This window comes from Nonomuraea salmonea (assembly GCF_042428605.1).
GTDB classification, from domain to species: Bacteria; Actinomycetota; Actinomycetes; order Streptosporangiales; family Streptosporangiaceae; genus Nonomuraea; species Nonomuraea salmonea.
The window spans coordinates 159,344-180,924 of sequence record NZ_JBHMCF010000036.1; the positions used below are offsets into that span (position 1 = coordinate 159,344).

Here is a 21,581-nt window from a genome sequence, read left to right on the forward strand (position 1 = left end):
GTTCCTAGGGCGACCCTACTCATGTTGGGTTGCTGTCTGCACTTCCCACGATCAGCTCACGGCGAACCAGGATCGCCCTGCCGCCCGAAAGATTCCGTACGCCCGAAAGGTCGGTAACCGCCCTCCGCAACCGCTCCCCCGGCCCGCCGCCGCACTGACGCCATACTGGCGACATGGGCACCACGCCCCAGAGAGACTGGATCCTGCACCTCGACCTCGACCAGTTCATCGCCGCGGTCGAACTCCTGCGCCACCCCGAACTCCGCGGCAGACCCGTCGTCGTCGGCGGCACCGGCGACCCCACCCAGCCGCGCACCGTCGCAGCCACCGCCACCTACGAAGCCCGCGAACACGGCATCCACTCCGGCATGCCCCTGCGCACCGCACTCCGGCGCTGCCCCGACGCCGTCTTCCTGCCCACCGACCCACCCGCCTACGAGGCCGCCTCCCAACACGTCATGGCCGTCCTGCGCGAACACCCCGTCCGCGTCGAAGTCTGGGGCTGGGACGAAGCCTTCATCGGCGCCACCACGAACGACCCCGAGGCCCTCGCCGCCACCCTCCAGCACGACGTCCGCCGCCGCACCCACCTCGACTGCTCCATCGGCATCGGCGACAACAAGCACCAGGCCAAACTCGCCTCCGCCTTCGCCAAACCCGCCGGCATATACCGCCTCACCAGCGACAACTGGGCCGACGTCATGAACGACCGCCCCACCGACGCCCTCTGGGGCATCGGCGCCAAAACCGCCAGAAAACTCGCCGCCCACAACCTGCGCACCGTCGCCCAGCTCGCCGCCGCCGACCCCCGCGACCTCGCCCGCCACTTCGGCCCCACCAACGGCCCCTGGTACCGCTACCTCGCACTCGGCAAAGGCGAAGCCGAAGTCGTCACCACCCCATGGATCGCCCGCGGCCACAGCCGCGAGACCACCTTCACCCACGACCTCACCGACCCCGGCACCGTCACCGCCCACCTCACCACCCTCGCCACCCAGGTCGCCCACGACGCACGAGAAGCCGGCCGCGAGATCACCCGCGTCACCGTCAAGATCCGCACGACCCCGTTCCAGACCAGAACCCGCCAGACCACCCTCACAACCCCCACCACCGACCCCGCCACCATCACCGAAGCCGCCCACACGACCCTCGCCCGCCACGACCTCACCCGCCCCGTACGCCTCATAGGCGTCGCCGTGGAATACGCACCCACCACCTCAGAGGGACCAGAGCCGGGCCCCACTCCCGGCCCCTGACACCACCCCTCACCCCACCCGCGTCACCCGCGCATAGAACTCCGACCGCAACTCCTCCTCGGCCCGCACCAACTCCTCCAGCTCCTCATCCGACACCACCACCTCACCGAAATCCTCGACCGTCGCCTCCACATAAGAAAGCGCCCGCCGCACCACCCCCGGATCATCACGGAACTGCCCGATCCCGGTATTGCACGGCAGACACAACACCTGCCGCACCGCACCCGACCGATGACAATGATCCACATGCTCCGGCGGCCGATCCCAGCACACCACGCACAACCCGTGCTGAGCCGAGATCATCCGCTCGACGTCCTCATGCCGCACGCGATAACGCCGCGACAAGTGATACGTCCGCGACGGCGCCACCGGAGAATCACCACGCCCCTCAGGAAGGACCACGAACTCCGGCCAGAGCACCTCCCCTTCCAAATAGAGCGCGGCCAGCTCCAGCAACACCAGGTTGTCGGTGAAATGCCCCAGCCCGTTGTTGCAGTTGAAACAGAGCACGCCACGCACCCGGCCGGTCGCGTGACAGTGATCGACGAACGTCCCGGGAACGGCCTGGCAGATGGCGCAGAGCCCGCCCTGACGGGCGAGCATGCGCTCGAAGTCGTCCTCGGTGATCCCATAGCGGTACTGGAGCAGATAGTTCCGCTCGCTCCCGTATTTCTTGATTTTGTTCTCCCGCGCCACGACGGTGTGACACGGGCGGCAGTAAGCAGTCATGCCATCCTTCATCGCCCGGTTACTGCCGAACTCACTTGTGCTTTTCACCTCCGTGCACCGAGGGCAGTATTTGCACCCTTCGGGCACCTGCACCCGCTCGCGCACGGCTTTTCCCTGCCCTGCCTTGCGTTTGCGATAACTCGCGGTGGAACGCCGCCGGAAACAGACCTTGCAGTAGCGCGCCCGCCCATCGGGCATGCGCTTGTTGGCCCCGAACTCGGCAAGTTCCTTGACTTCCTGACAGTCGGAGCACCACTTGAATCCGTCCGGCGTTTCCACCCGATTTACCCCTTATGCCTGTCCGTTTTGTCCTACTCTCCGCCCTTCTGGACGTAGCTGCGCACGAATTCCTCTGCGTTCTCTTCGAGAACTTCGTCGATTTCGTCCAGAATGGAGTCGACGTCGTCCGTGAGCTTCTCCTGACGCTCCTGGACGTCGGGCGCCGCCGAGGCCTCGGTCTCCTCGACCTCGTTCTCGCGCCGCCCGGTCTGCTTCTGACCACCGGTGTCCTTGGTTGCCATGTCCTACCTCCGTTGGGGGACTGCCTCCTAGGCATATCTTCCCCGAACCGGGCGACATTTCGCGCCGATCGCCCCGCGATCTTGCCGGCTTGACTGGATAGCGAAACTATCCAATACTGAACCCCCGTATCCACAGGAGGTGTGAGATGTCCGAAATGTCGTTGACCATGGCCGGTGTGCTCCTCATCACAGTCCCGCTCGTCGCCTACGGCGGCACGACGCTGCTGACGTTCCTCATGCGGAACGTCCCCGGCTACCTGGACAACCCGGTGCGCCGCGGCCTGTGGCGGGCCGGGCACGCGCATGCGGGCGTGCTGGTGCTGTTCGCGCTGGTGGCGATGCTGTACGTGGACCAGACAGGGCTGCCGGAGCCGGCGCGGATGGCGGCGCGGGTGCTGATCGCGGCGGCGCCGATCCTGATGCCGCTGGGTTTCTTCCTGTCGGTGCTGCGCCCGCGGGACACGAGGCCGAGCCGGTTGATCTGGCTGGCGGTGGCTGGTGGGGTGTCGCTGGCGGCGGGCACGCTGACGCTGGGGGTGGGCCTGCTGTGAGTGCGGGCCGCCCCTGGCGGGTGTCCGCCAGGGGGCCTGGTGTCATTCGCCGCCGGTGAGTGCGGCGACGAGGTCGGCGGCGGTGCGGCAGCGGTCGAAGAGTTCGCCGACGTGGGCTTTGGTGCCGCGGAGCGGCTCGAGGGTGGGGACGCGCTGGAGGGATTCGCGGCCGGGGATGTCGAAGATGACGGAGTCCCAGGAGGCGGCGGCGACGGATTCGCTGTATTGGCTGAGGCAGCGGCCGCGGAAGTAGGCGCGGGTGTCGGTGGGCGGGTGTTCGACGGCGCGCTGGACTTCTTCCTCTGTGACGAGGCGTTGCATGCGTCCGCGGGCGACGAGGCGGTTGTAGAGGCCGCGGTCGGGGCGGATGTCGCTGTATTGGAGGTCGACGAGCTGGAGTCTGGAGTGTGACCAGGCGAGGCCGTCGCGGCTGCGGTAGCCCTCGAGGAGTTCGAGTTTGGCGACCCAGTCGAGTTCGCGGGCGAGTTGCATGGGGTCTTCGGCGAGGCGGGTGAGGACGGATTCCCAGCGGTCGAGGATGTCCTTGTTCATCTCGTCTTGGGCGGTGCCGCGCTCTTCGACGTATTTGCGGGCCTGCTCGAGGTATTCCATCTGGAGCTGGACGGCGGTGAGCTTGCGTCCGTCGCGCAGGGGGATCTCGTAGCGGCAGCTGGGGTCGTGGGAGACGGCGCGCAGGGCTTGGACGGGGTTTTCGACGGCGAGGTCGCGGGTGAGGAAGCCCTCTTCGATCATGGCGAGGACGAGCGCGGTGGAGCCGAGTTTCAGATAGGTGCTGATCTCGGACATGTTGGCGTCGCCGATGATGACGTGGAGGCGCCGGTATTTCTCGGGGTCGGCGTGGGGTTCGTCGCGGGTGTTGATGATGGGGCGTTTGAGGGTGGTCTCGAGCCCTACTTCGACTTCGAAGAAGTCGGCGCGCTGGCTGATCTGGAAGCCTTCGCCGCGGCTGTCCTGGCCGATGCCGACCTTGCCGGCGCCGGTGACGACCTGGCGGGAGACGAAGAAGGGGGTGAGGTGGCGGACGATGTCGGCGAAGGGGGTGGCGCGCCGCATGAGGTAGTTCTCGTGGCAGCCGTAGGAGGCGCCTTTGGCGTCGGTGTTGTTCTTGTAGAGCTGGATGGGGGCGTTGGAGGGGATGGCGGACGCGCGGGTGGCGGCGTCGTACATCACCCTTTCGCCGGCCTTGTCCCAGATGACGGCTGCCCGGGGGTTGGTGCACTCGGGCGAGCTGTACTCGGGATGGGCGTGGTCGACGTAGAGCCTGGCGCCGTTGGTGAGGATGACGTTGGCCAGCCCGAGGTCCTCGTCGGTGAGCTGGGTCGGATCCGCCACCTCCCTGGCCAGGTCGAACCCGCGCGCGTCGCGCAGCGGGTTCTCCTCCTCGAAGTCCCATCGTGCCCTGCGCGCGCGGGCCGCCGAGGCGGCCAGGTAGGCGTTCACGACCTGTGAGGAGGTCACCATCGCGTTGGCGCCTGGCTGGCCGGGTACGGAGATGCCGTACTCGGTCTCGATGCCCATCACCCGACGCACCGTCATGCAACACCCTCTGTTCGTCCGGGTCTGTCTATCCGCCGTTTATATGCCCGAGCCTATGCCCTTCACAGTGCCCCAGGGTCACAGAGTTATGGCACCGACGCCTTTTCAACCTGTACGACCGGAGCTGATGTGGTTTGCGGGGATCTGCGGGGCTTGAGTAGCCGCTGGATGGGGCGTTCGGCAAAGGAGTAGACGAGATACGACACCACGACGGCGGTCAGTGTCGTGATCGTGACGACCGCCCAGGGCGGAAGATCCCCGACGAGCAAGGGGATGAGGGCCACCGCGATGACGCTATGGAACAGGTAAAGCGGGTATGTCGTGCCGCCGAGCGCGGTGAGCAGCCTGGATGGTCTGAGCCGGACGAGGCCGAGGGCGACGAGGGCCGTCGCGGCGAAGATGAGGGTGATGGTGACGATGACGCCGACGTCGGTGACCGGCATGTTCTTGAACCCGGCGGCGTCGATCCTGCTGTGCACGCGGCCGAGCGCGGATTCCCAGGACAGGCCGTAGCCGGCGAGCACGTAGAGCCACGGGAGCCAGGCGTTGCCGTGCTTGTGGATGAGGTAGAGGGCCATGCCGGCGACGAAGTAGGGGGCGTACTTCGGCATGACGATCTCGTCGACCACGGGGTTCTCGAGTTGCCCGGCGATGACGACGGCGGCCAGCCAGACGCCGCCGAAGACGAGCACCCGCCGGTACGTGACGCCGACGATCACCAGGATGGCGATGAGGAGGTAGAAGCGCAGCTCGGCCCAGAGCGACCAGTAGACGCCGCTGGCATCTGTGAGCTTGAACAGCCGCTGGAACATGGTGGCGTTCACCAGGTATTCGCCTGGGGAAAGTTTTGGGTCGAGCGGCTTGGCGGCGGTGAGCCCGTAGAGGGCGGCGATGGCGGCCAGGCTGAGCCAGTACGCGGGGTAGAGCCGGACGAGCCTCGATCGTGCGAAGGCGCCGAGGCCGCGTCCCCAGACGCTCATGAGGATGACGAACCCGCTGATGATGAAGAACAGCTCGACGCCGAGGATGCCTAAGCCCGCGATGGGGGCTAATGCGGGGAAGAGTTCGGCGGGCCGGTCTCCCCACACGCTGGCGTAGGCGACCAGGTAGTGGAAGGCGACGACGGCCAGGGCGGCGAGGAAGCGCAGCAGGTCGAGCTCGGCCAGCCGGCCGTTCTCCCGTGCGTGTCTGCGCCGGTTCGGAGCGTGCACGCCATCTTTGACGTATCAGTGATCACTCTGGTTCCACTGGTCCCTCTGTTCCCACCAGCAACACGCGTGAGGTGTCGTCGAGGCGGAGGGCGTCGCGGGCGGAGGAGGTGAGGGCGAGCAGGCCGGCGGCTCCCGCGGCGCCGCAGCCGGACAGGGCGATGCCGTGGCCGGCGAGCAGCCGGGCGGCGGCGCCGGCCTGCTCGTCGGTGACGGTGACGTAGAGGTCGGCGAGGTGGCCGAGGAGGCGGTGGGCGAGGAGGGAGGGTTCGCGGCAGTCGAGCCGGCCGAGTGTGGTGTGGCCGCCCGGGATGCGGACGGGGCGGCCCGCGCGGGCGCTCTCGGTCAGGCAGGGCGCGCCCTCGGGTTCGACGACTACGATCTTGGGCCGATCGCCCCACCGGTCGCGCACGTACCCGGCCGCGGCGGCGGCCAGCCCGCCTACGCCCGCCTGGACGACCACGTGCGTGTACGGCCCGGTCTCGGCGGCCTCGTCGAACAGCACCGTGTAGCCGCGCATGACGTCGAGGGGGATGCCGGTATAGCCGGGCCATGAGCTGTCGGACACGAGGCGCAGGCCGTGCGTTCTGGCGTCGTCCAGGGCGGCCGCCATGCTGGCCTCGTAGTCGGGGCCGCTGCGGCGTACCTCGGCGCCGAGGCCGCGCAGCCGGTCCGCGAACGTCTCGGGCACGCCTTCGCTGAGGTGGACGACGCAGGGGACGCCCGCCTCCGCGGCTCCTGAGGCGACGGAGATGCCGTGGTTGCCGGCGCTGGCGCAGACGAACGGGGCGCCGCCGGGCTCCCGTTCGTGGAGCAGGTGGACGGCGTACGCGCCGCCGAGCGCCTTGAAGCTGCCGAGCCCCATGCGGCCGCTCTCGTCCTTGACGTCGGCGGCCAGCGTGCCGGCCAGCCCCGGGACGGTGCGCAGGGGCGTGGGCCGGTAGCGAGGGTGGCGGGCGAAGCGGGCGCGGGCCCACCTGGCGTGCCCGGCCCCGATGAGCGCTCGGTCGTCCGCGGTGTACGGGGTGCGGGCGGGGTTGAGGAACTCCATGATCGCCATGCTAGGCGGGGTGGTCGCGGGCGGCGGCGACGGCGGCCTGGCCGAGGCTGAGCCCGCCGTCGCCGGGTGGCACGCGTACGTGCCGCAGGACCCGGAACCCGGCCGCCCGCAGCCGCTGCAGGGTGCGTTCGAGCAGGAGCGCGTTATGGAAGAGCGCGCCGGTGAGCGCGACGGCGGTCAGGCCGGTGGCCTGCCTGAGCGCGGCGCAGGTGCGGGTGACGGCGGCGGCGAGGCCGTTGTGGAAGCGTCCGGCGATGACGGCGGGGTCGGTACCGGCGGTGAGGTCGTCGGCGGCGGCCCGCACGAGATCGGCCGCCTCCAGGACGAGGAGACCGCCGACGGGGGCGAGCCCGGCGAAGGCCGGCTCGCCGGGGGCCGGCTCAGCGCGGGCCAAGTCAGCGCGGGCCAGCTCAGCGCGGGCCAGCTCAGCGGCGGTCGGCCCGGCAAGGGATTGCCCTGCGGCCGGGGATTGCCCTGCGGCCATGAGTCCGGCGGCCAGCGGTCCGGCGGGCTGTCTCAGGGCGGCCGGGTAGGCGCCGGTTTCGGCTGGGTCGGTGAGCTGTTCGAGTTCGGCGGCGGCCTGTCCCTCGTACGTGATGGTCTCGCGCAGGCCGAGCAGGGCGGCGACGGCGTCGAACAGGTGGCCCGCGCAGGAGGTGAGCGGCGATTCCTGGCCGCTGCCGGCCTGCTGGAGTGCGCCGGCGAGCCGGTCGCGCAGCTCGGGGTCGCAGGGGTGGTCGCGCAGGTAGGCGGCGGCCATGCGCCAGGGGCGGCGGGCGGCGGCGGGCCCGCCCGGCATGGGCACCGGGGCGAGGTGGGCGAGGCGCTGGTAGCCGGTGAGGTCGGCGCGCAGGAACTCCCCGCCCCACAGGGTGCCGTCGGGGCCGTGGCCGAGCCCGTCGAGAACGACGCCGATGACGGGGCCGAGGTCGCCGTTGTCGGCCAGGCAGGCGGCGACGTGAGCGTGGTGGTGCTGGACGGCGACGTGGTCGACGCCGGTGAGCTCCAGGGCGTGGCGGGTGGCGAGGTGGCCGGGGTGCGCGTCGTGGGCGACGATCTCGGGGTGGATGCCGAGCAGGGCCTGGTAGTGGTCGATGGTCGCGGCGAAGGTGCGCAGGGTGTCGTGGTCGTCGAGGTCGCCGAGGTGCTGGGAGAGGTGGGCGCGGCGCCCTTGCAGCAGGCAGAAGGTGCCGGCGACGGTGGCCCCGCAGGCGAGGACGGGGCGTGGGGCGGGGCGGCGCAGGGTGATGGGCTCCGGGGCGTGGCCGCGTCCGCGGCGCAGCACGGTGATCTCGCCGGCCATGGGGCGCAGGACGGTGTCGTCGGCGCGGCTGTGGATGGCGCGGTCGTGGGTGAGGAAGGCGTCGGCGATGCCGGACAGGCGGGTGAGCGCGTCGGCGTCCTCGTACGCGAGGGGCTCCCCCGCGACGTCGCCGCCGGTGAGCGCTAGAGGCGCGCCCAGTTCGGCGAGCAGGAGGTGGTGCAGCGGCGTGGCGGGGAGGGTGATCCCGAGCGTGCGGCGCCCCGGGCCGCCCGAGCACGCGACTGCAGAGTCAGCCGAAGAGGCGCCAGAGGACGCGGCCGAAGAGGCGGCCCCGGACACAGCCGACGAGACGACGGGTGGGGCGACTGAGGGGGCGATGGGGGCGTCTGTGCGGAGCGGCAGGAGGACGACGGGTCTGGCGGGGCTGGTGAGGAGGGTGGCGGCGGTGTCGTCGATGTCGCAGTACTGCCGGGCCTGGGCGAGGTCGGCGGCCATGACGGTGAACGGCTCCTCCGCGCGGTGCTTGCGTCCGCGCAGGGTGGCGGCGGCCCGTTCGCCGGTGGCGGCGACGGCGAGGTGGTAGCCGCCGAGCCCCTTGACGGCGACGACGCGGCCGGCGCGCAGGAGGGCGGCGGCGCAGGTGATGGGGTCGCCGCACAGTTCGGTGCCGCGCGGGTCGCGCAGCGTCAGGGTGGGGCCGCAGGCGGGGCAGCAGGTGGCGGCGTCGTGGTGGCGGCGGCTCGCGGGGTCGTCGTGTTCGCGGGCGCAGTCGGCGCACATGGTGAAGGGCGCCATGGTGGTGTGGGGCCGGTCGGCGGGCAGGGCGCGGGTGATGCTGAGGCGGGGGCCGCAGTTCGCGCAGCCGGTGAAGGGGTAGCGGTGGCGGCGATCGGTGGGGTCGGTCAGCTCGCGCAGGCAGTCGTCGCAGGTGGCGGTGTCGGCGAGGGTGGCGGCGGTGCGGGGTCTGGCGGGGTCGGTCGCGGCGATGGTGAAGCCGCGGTGGCCTGCGGGTTCGCCGCTGACGACGGTGACGCGTTCGATCTCGGACAGGGAGGGGGCGTCGCGTTCGAGTGCGGTGAGGAACTCCTCGACGCCTTGGCAGGCGCCCTCGACTTCGATGTGCACGCCGGTGACGTCGCCCCTCACCCGGCCCGACAGGCCCAGGCGGTTGGCGAGCGAGTGGACGAACGGGCGGAAGCCCACCCCCTGGACGATGCCTTCGACGTGCACGTCTACCCGTTTGAGCGTGGTCACAGGGCCAGTGTGCGCCTGTCAGGGGTGGCGTGCATGCGTATCGGCTCGTGTCGGCGCGCCGCATGGAGGGACGTTTCCGTCTTTCCTTGAACGTACGGGACACGCGGGAGGACTGGGCTCGCGTCCGAAACCCACCGGCAGGTCCGAAACCTGCGCCGCGTCCGAGGCACTACGGCCTGTCCGAAATGACCCACCGCCCCCACTCGGCGTGGGCAGGCAGGCCGTGACGCGGGCAGGACCACAACAGGCGGCAGGGCCGCGCGGTGGTGGCCGCGCGGCCCTGCCGTCCGAGAGGTTCTACAGGTATTGGCCGGTGTTGGCGACGGTGTCGATGGACCGGCCGGCTTCTGTGCCCTGCTTGCCGGAGACCAGCGTGCGGATGTAGACGATCCGCTCGCCCTTCTTGCCGGAGATGCGGGCCCAGTCGTCGGGGTTGGTGGTGTTGGGCAGGTCCTCGTTCTCGGAGAACTCGTCCACGCAGGCCGTGAGCAGGTGCTGCACCCGCAGGCCCTTCTGGCCGGTTTCGAGGAACTGCTTGATGGCCATCTTCTTGCCCCGGTCGACGATGTTCTGGATCATCGCGCCGGAGTTGAAGTCCTTGAAGTAGAGGACTTCCTTGTCGCCGTTGGCGTAGGTCACCTCGAGGAAGCGGTTCTCCTCGCTCTCGGTGTACATGCGTTCGACGACGCTCTGGATCATCCCCTGGATGGTGGCCTCGCGGGAGCCGGTGTGCTCCGCCAGGTCGTCGGGGTGCAGAGGCAGGTCGGAGACGAGGTACTTCGAGAAGATGTCCTTGGCCGCCTCGGCGTCCGGCCGCTCGATCTTGATCTTGACGTCCAGGCGGCCGGGCCGCAGGATCGCCGGGTCGATCATGTCCTCGCGGTTGGAGGCGCCGATGACGATGACGTTCTCCAGGCCCTCGACGCCGTCGATCTCCGACAGCAGCTGAGGGACGATGGTGTTCTCCACGTCGGAGGACACGCCGGAGCCTCGGGTGCGGAAGATCGAGTCCATCTCGTCGAAGAACACGATCACCGGGGTGCCCTCTGAGGCCTTTTCGCGGGCCCGCTGGAAGACCAGGCGGATGTGCCGCTCGGTCTCGCCGACGTACTTGTTGAGCAGCTCCGGGCCCTTGATGTTGAGGAAGAAGCTCTTGCCGGACTGGCCGGTCTTCTCCGCGACCTGCTTGGCCAGGGAGTTGGCGACGGCCTTGGCGATGAGCGTCTTGCCGCATCCGGGCGGGCCGTAGAGCAGCACGCCCTTCGGGGGACGGAGCTTGTGCTCGCGGAACAGGTCGGAGTGCAGGTAGGGCAGCTCGATGGCGTCCCTGATCTGCTCGATCTGCCGCATGAGGCCGCCGATCTCCTCGTAGGAGATGTCGGGGACCTCTTCGAGCACGAGCTCTTCGACTTCGGACTTGGGTATGCGCTCGTAGACGTAGCCGGAGCGAGGTTCGAGCAGGAGCGAGTCGCCGGCCCTGATGGGCTGGCCGACGAGCGACTCGGCCAGTCGCACGACGCGCTCTTCGTCGGCGTGCGAGATGACCAGGGCCCGCTTGCCCTCGTCGAGCAGTTCTTTGAGCATCACGATCTCGCCGACCTCTTCGTAGCCGAGGGCTTCGACCACGTTGAGCGCCTCGTTGAGCATGACCTCCTGGCCACGCCGCAGCGAGTCGACGTCGACGGACGGGCTGACGTTCACCCGGAGCTTGCGGCCGCCGGTGAACACCTCGATCGTGCCGTCTTCTCTGGCCTCGAGGAAGGTGCCGAAGCCGGATGGCGGCTGCGCCAGCCGGTCGACCTCCTCCTTGAGAGCGACGATCTGGTCCCGGGCCTCCTTGAGTGTGGCGACCAGGCGCTCGTTCTGGCCTGTCACGGCCGCGAGATTCGCCTGTGCCTCGTGGAGACGTTCTTCGAGGACCCTGGCCTGACGGGGTGACTCAGCCAGCTTCCGCCTCAGCGCGGTGATCTCCTCCTGGAGGAAGGAGACCTGTGTTGAAAGATCAGCGACCTCCCGTTCGCGCTGCGCGGCTCGAGCCTCAGCATCATCGCGAGCTGCCACGCCCCGTCACCTCCTTCCCAGTCGAGGGCGACTACTAAGGACCTTACCTATCTCGGGCCCCTCCGTAACCTGGCCGGGCAGTGTTCGTAGAGTGACATTCAGTATTCGGCGAATAATCCCCAATAGTGCGTTTAATACTCCCAGCATAGGAACACGACGATCTGTTCCCGTGTCACGCACCAACGCGCCCTCGTGGCCAAATTGTCATAGTTCTTCAGTCGTCCCCTTCGGTCGGCGGCGGCGCGGCGGCGGGGTCACGCCGTCGGCCATGCGGCGGGCGGAGACGAGGAACCCGGTGTGGCCGATCATGCGGTGATCAGGCCGTACGGCGAGCCCTTCGACATGCCAGTCGCGAACCAGGGTCTCCCACGCATGCGGCTCGGTGAAACACCCGTGATCGCGAATGGCCTCGACCGTCTTGGACATCTGCGTGGTCGTCGCGACGTAGCAGCAGATCACGCCGCCCGGCGTGAGGGCCTTGGCGGCGGCGTCGACGCACTCCCACGGGGCCAGCATGTCGAGGATGACGCGGTCGACGTCGGCCTCGTCGATGGAGGCCACGAGGTCGCCCACGACCAGGCGCCAGTTGTCGTCCATCGGGCCGCCGTAGAACTTCTCGACGTTCTTGCGCGCCACGTCGGCGAACTCCTCGCGGCGCTCGTAGGAGGTGACGTGGCCGTCGGGGCCGACCGCGCGCAGCAGGAAGCAGGTCAGCGCGCCGGAGCCGACGCCGGCCTCGATGACGCGGGCGCCGGGGAAGACGTCGGCCATGCCGACGATCATCGAGGCGTCCTTGGGGTAGATGACCGCCGCGCCGCGCGGCATCGCGAGCGTGTAGTCCTGCAGCAGATGGCGGAAGGCGAGGTATTGGGTGCCGCCGGACGAGCGCACCACGGAGCCCTCGGGCTGCCCGATCAGGTCGCTGTGGGGGATGGCGCCCTTGTGGGTGTGGAAGACGCCGTCCTCTTTGAGCGTGATCGTGTGGCGCTTGTTCTTGGGGTCGGTGAGCTGCACCTGATCCCCTGCCTGAAAAGGCCCATGCCTGCGGAAACCCATGGCGGCAAGGTTATAGGGCTTTCGGGCGCGTCAGGACGCACGATATCTATGGGGGATGCTCCCTCGCGACGTGATCTCCACCGGCCCGCTCATCCTGCGTCCCCCCGTGGAGGCGGACGCGGCGGCCATCGCCGAGGCGTGCGGCGACGCGGTGACGGGGCGGTTCCTGCCGTGGCTGCCCCGGCCGTACGCGGTGGAGGAGGCGCTGGCGGAGGTCAAGCGGGCGGCGGTGCGGTGGGAGGACGGCGGGGCGGCGTACGCGATCGTCCACGACGGCCGTTACGCCGGCGGCGTCTGGGCGAGCCCGCCCGACCCCTGTGAGACGTCCGGGCTGGGCTGCCTGGTGGCGCCGTGGGCCCGGGGCGGCGGCGTGGCGGCGACGGCGGTGCGGGCGGTGACCGACTGGCTGTTCGACCACGGCGTGCGCAGGGTCGAGGTGCAGGCCGAGGTGGAGAACGTGCCGGCGCTGCGGATGGCCTACCGCGCCGGGTTCGTCGAGGAGGGCCGGCGGCGTGACGCGGTGCGGCTGCGTGACGGGCGGTGGGCCGACGTCGTGACGTTCGCCAGGCTGCGGGGCGAGGGGGTGGCGGGCACCGAGCCGTACCTGCCGTTCTTCCCCGGCGGTGAGCTGAGCGACGGCGTGGTGCGGCTCGCGCCGATGGGCCCGGGCGACGCAGGCGACTTCCACCGGATGATGGCAGAGCCGAGCGTGTCCGCCTTCTCCGTGGGGCCGCCGACCGCGCTGGAGGACGACGAGCGGCGCTGCCGCTACACCGGCTACTGGTGGCGGTCGGGGCAGCGCGTCGAGCTGGCGATCAGGGACGCCGCCTCCGACGCCTTCGCGGGGCATCTGCAGCTCATGCAGGTCGCTCCGGCGCTGGGGCAGGCGATGATCGGCTACTCGCTGGTGCCGGAGTTCCGCGGGCGCGGGTTCATGACGCGGGCCGTACGGCTGCTGGTCGACTGGGCGTTCGCGGCGACGCCGCTGCACCGGATCGTGGCCGGCACCGACGTCACGAACGCGGCCTCGCACGCGGTGCTGGAGCGGGCCGGGTTCCAGCGGGAGGGGCTGCACCGGGAGCTGCTGCCGAGGCGGGACGGGACGCGGGCCGACGACGTCTACTGGGCGGTCGTCCGCTCCGGGTCCTGAGCGGCGATGAGGCGCGGCCGGCGGGGGCCGGCGGCCGCGCCGATTCGGGGACGGATGGGGCCTCCGTGACGGGACGAGCGTCACGAGTGAGCAAAAATCCCGATTTCCTGTTGGAGGCTGGTCAAGAGCCGCGTCGGGGGCGATAGTCAGGGAACCCGCAGGTGAGTTTCGTGCGAACGGGCTGCGCGAGCTCGCCCCCTCCCGCCTCGAGGGATCACCGCGATGCCATACAACCGTGTCGATGTCGCCGTGCGTGAACTCATCACCGTGTTCTCCGGCGTGGAGCTCACGGACCTGATCGATCGGCTGGCGCGTGCCGCCGCCGCGATCGCGGGCACCGCGTACGCGGGGTTCGTCCGCGTGGACCCGCTGCGGCAGGACGCGTGCTGCGTCCACGTGCACGGCCCGCCCGGCGACCCGCTGCGCGTGCGGGCGTGGCTGCGCGAGTCGGGGGTGTTGAAGGAGCTGGCCGCCTCCCGGCAGGCGCTGCGCCTGGCCAGGGACGAGTCGGTGGGCGAGCCCGGGTTCCTGGCGACGTCCGTGCCGGTGTCGGCGCGGGATCACGCGTTCGTGTGGGTCGCGGGGCGGGAGTTCTGCGACGCCGACGAGCATCTGCTGAGCCGGTACGCGACGGCGGCGGGCCGGGCTCTGGAGGCGGCGAGCGGGATGGAGGCGGCGGTGCGGCTGTTGCGCGGCGTACGGGCCTTCCGGCCGTCTCCGCTCTGATCCCCCGGCGTGATCCCCGGCGTGATCCCCGGTGTGATCCCCCGCCTGATCCCGGTTGCTTCGGGACGGGCCGGATCGCGGGGATCGGGACGACCGCTTCCGGGGTGCTTTCCCCCGTGGACGCGGCCGGTAATCGCGTTCCCGGACGGGAAGATCTTCCTATTGGGCCGGACGGAAAGAGTAATTCGAATTTCCGGGAGTTGCGGATTTCGCCGGTGATTCCGCCGCTCCCCCGCGGGCAGCCGGATCCCCGACCGCGCCGGGGATCCGGCCTCCTCCTGAGGAGGTTGTAGCGTGGCCGCTCATGAGGGTGCTGATCGTGGGTGGCAGCGGGTTCCTGGGCGGCGAGCTGATCCGGCTGTGCGCCGGCCTCGGCCACGTGGTGGGTGCGACCCGCTTCAGCGGCCCGGCGGGCGGCGGGTCCTCGCCGGCCGAGTGGTTCCCTGCCGATGTGCGGTCGCGGGCGGCCGTGGCGGAGGTGGTCGGCGGGTTCCGTCCCGATGTGACGATCAACGCGGCGTACCGGTCGGGTGACTGGGCCACCACGGCAGACGGGGCGGCGCACGTGGCGGCGGCGGTCGCCCGCTGGGGTGGCCGGCTGGTGCACGTCTCCAGCGACGCCGTCTTCTCCGGGGACGCCCCCTCCTACGACGAGACGTGCCCGCCTGACCCGGTCAACCCGTACGGGGCGGCCAAGGCGGCGGCCGAGACCGCCGTGCGGGCCCTGGTGCCCGGGGCGGCGATCGTCAGGACGTCCCTGATCGTCGGTGGCGGCGGCTCCACCCATGAGGCGTTCGTGCGCGCGCTGGCGACCGGCTCGGCATCGGGCGTGCTGTTCACGGACGACGTACGCTGCCCCGTCCACGTCGCGGACCTGGCGGCGGCCCTGCTGGAGCTCGCCGAGCGCGACCTGCCCGGCGTCCACCACGTGGCGGGCCCCGAGGCCGTGAGCCGCTACGAGCTGGGCCTGCTCATCGCCCGCAGAGACGGCCTGCCGGAGGAACGCCTGCGCCCCGGCCTTCGCGCCACCGCAGGAGTACGGGGCCCGCTGGCGGTCCACCTGGACTGCTCGGCCACCCGGCGCCGTCTCCAGGTCCGCCTCCGCGGCGCCTCGGAGTTCCTCAAACCCACCCGGTCCTGACGGCTCGACGGCACGCGGCTCCGCTCACACCCGACGCGAAGCGCCCGCGGCTCCGGACCAGTCCGGAGGTGCGGGCGCCTTCGCGTTGAGTCCGGGGGTCAGCCGCGGTGGGCCTCGAAGCGGAGGGTGCGGGAGACGCCGACGCGGACGGTGGTGCCCGGTGCGATGGTGACGGGTTCGTTGGGCGGGATGTCGTAGAAGTTGGGGTCGCCGGGCGGCTGGATCTGGGTGCCGTTGACGGAGCCCAGGTCGACCAGGTTGACGTCCCAGCCGTCGAGGGCGACGCGCAGGTGGCGCCGGGAGACCGAGCCGTCGGGGCTGGTCACCTTGGCGGGCCTGGCGCTGCCGCCGGCCACTTCGGGGGCGCGCTCGGGGTCGCGGCCGAGCAGGTAGTCGCTCTCGAGGGGCAGCGCGGTGCCGTCGTCGAGGATGAGGACGCCGAGCGAGGGGCGGGGGCCCTTGTAGGGGACGAGGGTGCGCTGGACGAGGGCGATGCCGCAGACCGCGCAGTAGGGCACGCGCGGGTCGTTGAAGTGGTCGTTCTTGCAGTCGACGCCGTAGACCATCGGCCGGTCGCCCTGCTCGGGCTGCTCCTGCTGCGGCGGGCCCGGGTGGTCGAACTGGTCGGGCGGGCCGAGCACGGGCGGCGCGGGCTGGTCGTAGTGGTCGGGCTGGCCCATGTGCTGGGGCACCGGGTGGTCGCCCGAGCCGTTGCCGGCGGGCTGTGGCTCGTCGTAGGTGGGGAACTGCTGCTGCTCGGGCAGCGACGGCTGCTGCTCCTGCGCCGGCGGGTAGGGCGGCTCGGGAGGGGTGAGGTAGGCGGGCGGCTCGTGGTAGCCGGAGTCCTGCTGCTGGTAGGAGGGCTCCGGCTGGTAGGAGGGCTCGGGCTGGTAGGGCGGCGGCTCGGGGGCCGGGTGGATGGGCTGGGGGCCCGAGTGGGCGGACTGGGGGCCCGAGTGCGGCCCAGGCGTGAGCGGGGGCTGGTCGGCCAGCGGGTAGGGGGGCCGCTGCTCGGCGGGCTGCTGCACCGGCTCCGGCGGGGCGGGCGGCTGCTGGGCGGGCGGCTGGATGAGGTCGGGCTCCATGTGCAGGCCGGTGGCCGGCATCTCGCTGGTCAGCATCCTGGCCGGGGCCGGCGGCTGCGGGGCGGGCTGGTCGGTGAGGTCGCCGATGAGGCCGCCGCCGTGGACGACGCCGCCGTCGAGGCGGACGGCGTGGTGGGGGCTGCCGACGCCGGGCAGGCTGAGCTCGACGCGGTCGACGGGGCCGGTGACGAGGCGGTCGGCCCAGGTCAGGGAGTCGCTGCCGGCCAGCCGCGTGTCGCCGCCAGGGGTGGTGACGGTGGCGGAGGCGGAGCCGCTGACGAGGACGGCGACGCCGTCGCCGACGGGGCCCGCGACGGCGCAGGTGGCCGGGTCGCCCGCCATGTTGGCCGCCAGCACCTGCGCGGCGCGGCGGGCCAGGGCGCGGCCGTCGCCGCCTGATTCGGCCGTCTCGCGCAGCGCCTCGAGCAGCGCGTCGGCGGCGGACTCGGCCGAGTCGCACACCAGCAGCAGGCCGCCGGTGTAGGCGACGAGCCCGTTTCCGGGAAGCGGACGCACCACTCCGAATCCATGGCCGGTCATGCGTCCTCCCTCAAGACGACCGTGCTGCGCTCATCGGTGCCCTCGCTGCGCTCGGTCACTCAACTCTCCTCCCCGGAAGCCGGCGATGTTACGGCACCCCGCACTGCCGTGCTGGCCACCAGCCATACGCATACCCAGACGCGGAGGCCGTGTCGCGGCCCCGTCGTCTCGATTCGATGAACCGGTGGGCCGCAACAAACCTCTTAACTGTGCAAGTTTGGCCAAACAGAACACTATCGGCCAGTCGTCGCATCGCAGAAATCGCATGGGGACCGGCGGCGGCCGGCGCGAAACTGCTGGACACGACCCTATCGATGGGCCGCCGCTTAAACGAGTGGGACAAATCAGACGCCGATGAAAACCTTGTTCACATCGGCGGTGGCGAGCACGCCGTAGATCTCGCCGCCGGGCTCGACGAGCAGGTATTCGCTGCCGGGGGCGTCGCGCATGGCCTCGATGAGCGCCTCGCCCGCCAGGTCGGCGCCCAGGATCATGGTGCGCTCGAGCGACTTGGCCAGCGAGCCGACGTTGACCCAGGGGCGGCGGTGCTCGGGGGTGGCCTGGACGGCCGCCTCGTGCACGATGGCCACCGGCCTGCCCTCGTGGTCGACGACGACCATGGCGCCCGCGCGCTGCTCGCCGGCCTGGCGCAGCGCCTCGGAGAGCGGCGTCTCGGCGGCGACGGGGATCGCCCTGCGGGCCAGCGTACGGGCGTTGACCTGCGGGATCCGGGCCCGGATCTTGGCGACGCGCAGCGACTGGCTGGCTCCCATCCAGATGAACGAGGCGAGCACCACCGGCCACAGCAGGTCGACGGGGTCGAAGTCGCGCTCGCTGGTCAGCGCGGTCACCAGCGGGAAGGCCACGAGCGCCACGGCCAGCACCCGCCCGCCCCAGGCGGCCACGACGGTGCCGGAGCCGGGGTTGCCCGCCAGCTTCCACACGCCGGCGCGCAGCATCCTGCCGCCGTCGAGCGGCAGCCCCGGCAGCAGGTTGAAGACGCCGACGATGAGGTTGGCGAACCACAGCTGCCAGGTGAGCACCTCGAGGATGCCGCCGTCGTTGATGAGGAAGAGGTCGGCGAGCCCGCCGAGGCCGGCCAGCGCGAGCGACAGCGCGGGCCCCGCGGCGGCGACCATGAACTCCTTGCCGGGGGTGGGCGGCTCCTTCTCGATCTCGGAGACGCCGCCCAGGAGGTAGAGGGTGATGCGGCGGACGGGCAGGCCGTAGGCCTTGGCGAGCACGCTGTGCGCCAGCTCGTGCAGCAGCACGGAGACGTAGAGGAGGACCGCGAAGACGAACGCGATGCCGTAGGCGGCGAACTCGTCCAGGTACGGCAGCATCTGCCGCATCTGTGGCCCGAACATCACGGTGATGAAGCCCGCCACCAGGAACCACGTCCAGGAGACGTACACCGGAATGCCGAAGGGTCTGCCCATGCGTAGTCCGGAGAACTCCTGCCGCGGGCTCTGCTCGCTCACCGCACTCCTCGTCCAATACGTGCTGTTGCTGCCTTGATGCTACGCGCCGGATCACGTGATCCTGGTTCCGCGAAGGTTATTCTGTCGGCGTCTTGACCTAGAGTGCGGTGCATGACGTTGACCGAGCCGGTGATCATCGGAGCTCTCTCCCCGTCCCGGGCGGGCGATTTCATGACCTGTCCCCTGCTCTACCGCTTCCGGGTGATCGACCAGCTCCCGGAGAAGCCGTCGCAGGCGGCGGTGCGCGGCACGGTGGTCCACGCGGTGCTGGAGCGGCTCTATGACCTGCCGGCGCCGCGCCGCTCGGTCCAGGCGGCGCTGGAGCTGCTGGAGCCGCAGTGGGAGCGGCTGCTGGCCGACGACCCCCAATACGCGCAGATGTTCGCCGACGATGCTGAGCAGGCCGAGTGGCTGGCGCAGGCGCGCGGCATGCTGGAGCGCTACTTCACGCTGGAGGACCCGACGCGGCTGGAGCCGGCCGAGCGCGAGCTCTATGTGGAGGCGGTGCTCGACGGCGGGCTGATGCTGCGCGGCTACGTCGACAGGATCGACGTGGCGCCGACCGGCGAGGTCCGGGTGGTCGACTACAAGACGGGCAGCGCGCCCGGGCCCGACTTCGAGGCCAAGGCGCTGTTCCAGATGAAGTTCTACGCGCTGGTGCTGTGGCGGCTGCGCGGCGAGGTGCCGCGGCTGCTGCAGCTGGTCTATCTGGGCGGGCGGGGCGAGGTGCTGCGGTACGCGCCAGACGAGGCCGACCTGCTGGCCACCGAGCGCAAGGTGATGGCGCTGTGGGCGGCGATCGAGCGGTCGCTGGAGACCGGCGAGTGGCGGGCGCGGCGCAGCAGATTGTGCGACTGGTGCGACCATCAGGCGCTGTGCCCCGAGTTCGGCGGCACCCCTCCCCCGGTGCCCGACCGGCAGCCGGGCGACACCGTGCGCAGCAGCCGGCGGGCGGCCACCGACGAGCTCTGACCGCCCCCAGGTTGGGGATCAGATGGGTGCTTTTCCTCCCGTGGGAGGAGGTTGCGGGCTCTCACCTGGTCTTACAGTGAAGCGGTGCGCATGGATCGGAGCAGGCTCCACGACACGGTGCTCGCCGGGGTGGTGGCCGTGGCCTCCGTGGCACTGTTCGTGCTCTACGGGCCCGAGCGGCTGCAGGCCGAGGGGCTGCCGGTGCACGGCATGCGGCCACCGGACGCGCTCGGCGGGCTGCTGGTGGTGCTGGCCTGCGCCCCCATCGTGGTGCGGCGGCGCTGGCCGCTGAGCGCCCTGTGGGCGGGCCTGGTGCCGGAGACGCTGCTCAGCTCGCTCGGCTACGGCACCGGCACGTCGAGCCTGTCGGGGATGGTGCTGCTGTACTCGGTGGCCGCGCACCGGGGGCTGGCGATCTCGCTGGTGGCGCTGGTGGTGTCGCTGGTGGCGTATCTCACGGGCGCGGCGGCCGGTCCCGTCGGGCCGGTGGCCTGGAACCAGTACGTCATCGTCGCCGTGGTCCTGGTGGCGGTGTGGGGGGCGGGCAGGAGCCTGCGGCTGCGCCGGGCGTACATGGAGGAGCTGAAGGACCGTGCGGCGCGGCTGGAGCGGGCGCACGCGGCCGACACCAGGGCGGCGCGGGCGGAGGAGCGTTCACGCATCGCCCGCGAGCTGCACGACGTGGTGGCCCACCACGTGAGCGTGATGACGGTGCAGGCGGCGGCCGCGCGGCGGGTGCTGGCCACCGACCCCGAGCTGGCGCGTGAGGCGCTGTCGGCGGTGGAGCACACCGGGCGGCTGGCGATGACGGAGATGCGCAACATCGTGGGCGTGCTGCGCACGGACGCGCAGGCGGAGCTGGGCCCGCAGCCGGCCGTGCGCGACCTGCCCGCGCTGGTGGAGCTGATGCGGGAGGCGGGGCTGCCGGTGCGGCTGCAGGTGGAGGGCGCCGAGGTGGCGCTGCCCGCGGGGGTGGACCTGGCGGCGTACCGGACGGTGCAGGAGGCGCTGACCAACAGCCTGCGGCACGCGGGCGCGGGCGCGAAGGCGACGGTGACGGTCCGCTACGAGCCGGGCGAGCTGGACGTGCGGGTGGAGGACGACGGCGTGGGCGACGGCGTGGGCGCGGCGGCCGGGGAGCCCAGGTCCGAAGGGCACGGCTTGGTCGGCATTCGCGAACGTGTCACGCTCTATGGTGGAATCCTGAACATCGGTCCGCTGCCGGGGGGCGGTTTCGAAGTGCGGGCCCGGTTCCCGTTGAAGGACGGCCAATGACGATCAGAGTGCTGCTGGTGGACGACCAGCCGCTGCTGCGTACCGGTTTCCGCCTGATCCTCGAGGCCGAGCCCGACATCACGGTGGTGGGCCAGGCGGGCGACGGCAAGGACGCGCAGGAGCAGACGAGGGCGTTGCTGCCCGACGTCGTGCTGATGGACATCCGCATGCCGGGGGTCGACGGCATCGAGGCGACCCGCCGCATCGTGCGGGAGGCGGCGCCGGCCGCGCACGTGCCGAAGGTGCTGGTGCTGACCACGTTCGACCTCGACGAGTACATCGTGGAGGCGCTGCGCTCGGGCGCGTCGGGGTTCCTGCTGAAGGACGTGCCGCCCGACGAGCTGGTGCAGGCGATCAGGGTGGTGGCGGCGGGCGACGCGATCGTGGCGCCGAGCGTGACGCGGCGGCTGCTCGACAGGTTCGCGACGCGGCTGCCGTCAGCGTACGAGCAGGCGGCGCCCGCGCGGCTCGACCGGCTGACCGAGCGGGAGCTCGAGGTGCTGCGGCTCATCGCCAAGGGCATGTCCAACGCGGAGATCGCGGCCAAGCTCGTGGTGAGCGAGACGACGGTCAAGACGCACGTCGGCAACGTGCTGACGAAGCTGGGGCTGCGTGACCGGGTGCAGGCCGTGGTGCTGGCGTACGAGACCGGGTTGATCACGCCGGGCGCCATCTCCTAGGACAAGGGGGCGCC

Annotated in this window: 18 protein-coding genes; 8 read left to right on the top strand and 10 right to left on the bottom strand. The window is 71.0% G+C overall.

Annotated features, from left to right (window positions below):
• Positions 1–173: 173 nt before the first annotated feature.
• Positions 174–1,256, top strand: a complete 1,083-nt coding sequence (locus tag ACFFR3_RS30405) for a DNA polymerase IV (RefSeq protein ID WP_379484252.1) — start codon at positions 174–176, stop codon at positions 1,254–1,256.
• A 9-nt stretch (positions 1,257–1,265) separates the two neighbouring features.
• On the opposite strand, the gene ACFFR3_RS30410 is transcribed toward ACFFR3_RS30405, so the two are convergent.
• A complete protein-coding gene (locus ACFFR3_RS30410) occupies positions 1,266–2,264 on the bottom strand; it encodes an endonuclease VII domain-containing protein (RefSeq protein ID WP_379484253.1) in 999 nt (332 codons plus the stop codon).
• Positions 2,265–2,296: 32 nt separating this feature from the next.
• Positions 2,297–2,506: a ubiquitin-like protein Pup gene (locus ACFFR3_RS30415; RefSeq protein WP_345385864.1), complete on the bottom strand. Its 210-nt coding sequence runs from the start codon at positions 2,504–2,506 to the stop codon at positions 2,297–2,299.
• A gap of 167 nt (positions 2,507–2,673) precedes the next feature.
• Here ACFFR3_RS30415 and ACFFR3_RS30420 point away from each other — a divergent pair, with 167 nt between their 5' ends.
• Complete coding sequence (locus ACFFR3_RS30420; RefSeq protein ID WP_345385866.1) at positions 2,674–3,057, top strand: hypothetical protein; 384 nt, start codon at positions 2,674–2,676, stop codon at positions 3,055–3,057.
• A gap of 42 nt (positions 3,058–3,099) precedes the next feature.
• Here the strand turns inward: ACFFR3_RS30420 and dop are convergent, their stop codons facing one another.
• The 6 genes from dop to ACFFR3_RS30450 form a co-directional block, all read right to left on the bottom strand.
• Entirely contained in the window at positions 3,100–4,614 is a 1,515-nt protein-coding gene (gene dop / locus ACFFR3_RS30425) for a depupylase/deamidase Dop (protein ID WP_364378307.1), read from the bottom strand.
• An 86-nt stretch (positions 4,615–4,700) separates the two neighbouring features.
• Positions 4,701–5,825 carry an acyltransferase family protein gene (locus tag ACFFR3_RS30430; RefSeq protein ID WP_364378305.1) on the bottom strand — a complete coding sequence of 375 codons (1,125 nt, stop codon included), beginning with the start codon at positions 5,823–5,825 and terminating at the stop codon, positions 4,701–4,703.
• Positions 5,826–5,847: 22 nt separating this feature from the next.
• On the bottom strand, positions 5,848–6,873 hold the full coding sequence (locus tag ACFFR3_RS30435; RefSeq protein ID WP_379484254.1) for a pyridoxal-phosphate dependent enzyme: 1,026 nt from the start codon (positions 6,871–6,873) through the stop codon (positions 5,848–5,850).
• 10 nt (positions 6,874–6,883) lie between these two features.
• Complete coding sequence (locus tag ACFFR3_RS30440; protein WP_379484255.1) at positions 6,884–9,400, bottom strand: carbamoyltransferase HypF; 2,517 nt, start codon at positions 9,398–9,400, stop codon at positions 6,884–6,886.
• A gap of 297 nt (positions 9,401–9,697) precedes the next feature.
• On the bottom strand, positions 9,698–11,461 hold the full coding sequence (gene arc, locus ACFFR3_RS30445; protein ID WP_345385880.1) for a proteasome ATPase: 1,764 nt from the start codon (positions 11,459–11,461) through the stop codon (positions 9,698–9,700).
• Between the two features lie 204 nt (positions 11,462–11,665).
• Positions 11,666–12,517 (bottom strand): tRNA (adenine-N1)-methyltransferase, encoded by an 852-nt coding sequence (locus tag ACFFR3_RS30450; RefSeq protein WP_355430611.1) that lies wholly within the window; start codon positions 12,515–12,517, stop codon positions 11,666–11,668.
• Between the two features lie 55 nt (positions 12,518–12,572).
• Here ACFFR3_RS30450 and ACFFR3_RS30455 point away from each other — a divergent pair, with 55 nt between their 5' ends.
• The 3 genes from ACFFR3_RS30455 to ACFFR3_RS30465 all read left to right on the top strand — a co-directional run bounded on the left by ACFFR3_RS30455 (position 12,573) and on the right by ACFFR3_RS30465 (position 15,534).
• On the top strand, positions 12,573–13,667 hold the full coding sequence (locus ACFFR3_RS30455; RefSeq protein ID WP_364378298.1) for a GNAT family N-acetyltransferase: 1,095 nt from the start codon (positions 12,573–12,575) through the stop codon (positions 13,665–13,667).
• Positions 13,668–13,889: 222 nt separating this feature from the next.
• On the top strand, positions 13,890–14,393 hold the full coding sequence (locus tag ACFFR3_RS30460; RefSeq protein ID WP_364378296.1) for a hypothetical protein: 504 nt from the start codon (positions 13,890–13,892) through the stop codon (positions 14,391–14,393).
• A 304-nt stretch (positions 14,394–14,697) separates the two neighbouring features.
• Positions 14,698–15,534 carry a sugar nucleotide-binding protein gene (locus tag ACFFR3_RS30465; protein ID WP_345385888.1) on the top strand — a complete coding sequence of 279 codons (837 nt, stop codon included), beginning with the start codon at positions 14,698–14,700 and terminating at the stop codon, positions 15,532–15,534.
• A 98-nt stretch (positions 15,535–15,632) separates the two neighbouring features.
• Here ACFFR3_RS30465 and ACFFR3_RS30470 read toward each other — a convergent pair whose 3' ends face one another.
• Together ACFFR3_RS30470 and ACFFR3_RS30475 are read right to left on the bottom strand one after the other, a co-directional pair.
• Positions 15,633–17,159, bottom strand: a complete 1,527-nt coding sequence (locus ACFFR3_RS30470; protein ID WP_379484256.1) for an FHA domain-containing protein — start codon at positions 17,157–17,159, stop codon at positions 15,633–15,635.
• 344 nt (positions 17,160–17,503) lie between these two features.
• Positions 17,504–18,640, bottom strand: a complete 1,137-nt coding sequence (locus tag ACFFR3_RS30475) for a site-2 protease family protein (RefSeq protein ID WP_364378290.1) — start codon at positions 18,638–18,640, stop codon at positions 17,504–17,506.
• A gap of 111 nt (positions 18,641–18,751) precedes the next feature.
• Between ACFFR3_RS30475 and ACFFR3_RS30480 the strand changes: the two genes are divergently transcribed.
• The 3 genes from ACFFR3_RS30480 (at position 18,752) to ACFFR3_RS30490 (ending at position 21,567) form a co-directional block, all read left to right on the top strand.
• A complete protein-coding gene (locus ACFFR3_RS30480; RefSeq protein WP_364378288.1) occupies positions 18,752–19,612 on the top strand; it encodes a RecB family exonuclease in 861 nt (286 codons plus the stop codon).
• 90 nt (positions 19,613–19,702) lie between these two features.
• Positions 19,703–20,887, top strand: coding sequence for a sensor histidine kinase (locus ACFFR3_RS30485; RefSeq protein WP_364378624.1), 1,185 nt, complete (start codon positions 19,703–19,705; stop codon positions 20,885–20,887).
• A complete protein-coding gene (locus ACFFR3_RS30490) occupies positions 20,884–21,567 on the top strand; it encodes a response regulator (protein WP_346114457.1) in 684 nt (227 codons plus the stop codon). The genes ACFFR3_RS30485 and ACFFR3_RS30490 overlap by 4 nt, the downstream gene beginning before the upstream one ends.
• Positions 21,568–21,581 lie beyond the last annotated feature (14 nt).